Origin of the sequence: Kistimonas scapharcae, assembly GCF_039540975.1 — a bacterium.
Classification (GTDB): Bacteria; Pseudomonadota; Gammaproteobacteria; order Pseudomonadales; family Endozoicomonadaceae; genus Kistimonas; species Kistimonas scapharcae.
Genome location: NZ_BAABFL010000091.1, coordinates 1 through 2,375 on the forward strand (window position 1 = coordinate 1; position 2,375 = coordinate 2,375).

Consider the following 2,375-nt stretch of genomic DNA (forward strand, 5'->3'; position numbering starts at 1 on the left):
ATCTCCATTCTCCGCGACTACATCAAGCCGAAACGGGCCCTGCGCCAGAGCAGGACCACGGTGCGCTATGAGACAGAACCGGGACGTCAGCTGCAACACGACTGGGGCGAGCTGACAGTTGAGATAGCCGGAGAACAGCGAAAGGTCTACATCTCCGTCAACACCCTGGGCTATTCCCGCCGTTGCTTTGTCTGGGCTGCTTTCAGTAATGATGCCGCGCACACCTATGAAAGCCTGGTGCAGAGCTTCAACTGGTTTGGCGGCGTCCCTGCCGAAGTGCTGGTTGATAACCAGAAAGCGGCGGTTCTCAAACATCCGGGCAATGGCCGGGTGACCTTCAACGACGGTTTCCTGATGCTGGCCCACCATTACCAGTTCAAGCCCCGTGCCTGCAAACCCTACCGGCCCCAGACCAAGGGCAAGACCGAGCGGATGGTGCATTACGTGAAAGACAACTTCTTCCCCCGTCATGCCGGTTTCGAAAGTCTTGCTCACCTGAACGGGTTACTGGTTCAGTGGATGCGAGAAGTAGCGGATGAACGCATCCACGGCACGGTGAAAGAGAGGGTGCTGAATCGCTTTGCACGGGAGCAATCCTGCCTCAAGCCCCTGCCAGCCATGGGCTTTGATACCAGCTATCGGGAACAGCGACGGGTGCCTTCGGACGCCTATATCAATGTCCGCACCAACCGATACAGCGTGCCTGACCGTTTGACCGGCCAGGCCGTCAATATCCGCATCGGGCTGGATAACACCCTGCGGGTTTATGATGACCAGGATCAGCTGGTCGCGTCCCATGTGCTCAACGACGGCAGTCACCAATGGATACTGGAACCCACCCATCACCGGGCGATGTATGAGGCCGTTAAGGTGGAAACCCGTGACCTCAGCTGTTATGCGGAGGTGGCGTGATGGATAACCTGCAAGCACTGATGACCCGACTGAAGCTGGAGTATCTGCATGACGCCCTGGACACCCTGTGTGAACAGGCCAGCAAACACGCGCTGAACTACCGGGAATTCCTGGAAACCGTGTTCTCGGCGGAATGGGCAGGCCGTCACCAGAAGGGACTGGAAGGACGGATCAAGCAGGCTCGGCTTCCCTGGCTCAAAACCCTGGAGCAGTTCGATTTCAGTTTCCAGCCTTCCATCGACCGAAAAGTGGTGCGGGAACTGGCGGGACTGGGCTTCGTGGAACGGGCTGAGAATGTGGTGCTGCTGGGACCTCCGGGCGTGGGCAAGACCCACCTGGCCATCGCCCTGGCTGTGAAAGCTGCTGAAGCCGGTCACCGGGTGCTGTTCATGAGTCTGGACCGGCTGATGGCCACCCTCAAAAAGGCGCAGCAGGAGAACCGGTTGGAACGCCAGATGCAGCTGCTGACCTGCCCCAGGCTGCTGGTGCTGGATGAAATCGGCTACCTGCCATTGGAGCCGGAGGAAGCCAGCCTGTTCTTCCGGCTGGTAACCCGACGTTATGAGAAAGGCAGCGTCATTCTCACCTCAAACAAGGGCTTCATCGACTGGGGCGAAGTGTTTGGCGACCAGGCCATTGCCACCGCCATCCTGGACCGGTTGCTGCACCACTCCACGACGTTGAACATCAAGGGTGAAAGTTACCGGTTGAAAGAGAAGCGAAAATCGGGGCTGTTGAAAGCACCGGCAGTCACTTCTGAAGGTTGATCGCTACAGGATCCGGATCAGGGGTGTTGGCGTCTATTCCGGTTGATTGCACGGATACACGGGAATCACCTCTGCAACACTTTCCTCTGAAACCGGAGTATGGTTGACTGTCCGGTTATCGCTGCTGACAGGTCAGCCGGACTGCCCCCTCGGTTAGTGATAACCGGTCTGTCATCCCATACTGTCTGTGCAGTATCAGGAACTGATAATGGGAACAAAGACTTACAACGATGGATCGAATACCTGGAACGCGTCCGGCTGCAACGCCGCCTACCGGTGAGCCTGGTGAAACAGACACTTCAGCACACCAACAATACGAAAGCTGGATCGGGATTGAGGAAGTTGAAGCAATATTGAGGGATTTGGATCCTGAAAACTTCCCGGCTGCAGAGGGTGTCCCGGATTCTCTTGTTTTAGGACAGCGGGATGTAACAATAGCTGAGCCCCATACCGTCAGCAGTAGAAGTCTGACCATGCCTGGAACATCCAGCGGACTTACCCATACGATTCCGGCTATCAGGCCAGATCTTTGGCAATCTAGCGATTCTGTCAGCGAGGAAGAGCCTGAAACCGAACTTTTAGTGCAACCAGGGTCAGGCAGTTCAAAACAATCCTCTCCAGCAACTACCGAATCTGGATCATTCTCCTTTGATACAAGCCGTGACAGGAAAGCGCGCACCATCTTCTGTGAGGTTC

The 2,375-nt window shown here is 56.3% G+C and carries 3 protein-coding genes; all 3 read left to right on the top strand.

What is annotated here, in order from left to right; translation table 11 throughout:
• A partial coding sequence (istA, locus tag ABD892_RS05520) for an IS21 family transposase (RefSeq protein ID WP_345194403.1) occupies positions 1-912 on the top strand: 912 nt, incomplete at its 5' end.
• Entirely contained in the window at positions 912-1,679 is a 768-nt protein-coding gene (gene istB, locus ABD892_RS05525) for an IS21-like element helper ATPase IstB (protein WP_345194404.1), read from the top strand. The genes istA and istB, both read left to right, overlap by 1 nt.
• Positions 1,680-1,909: 230 nt before the next feature.
• Positions 1,910-2,375, top strand: a 466-nt coding sequence (locus ABD892_RS05530; RefSeq protein ID WP_345194405.1) for a hypothetical protein, incomplete at its 3' end; no start/stop codon positions are given.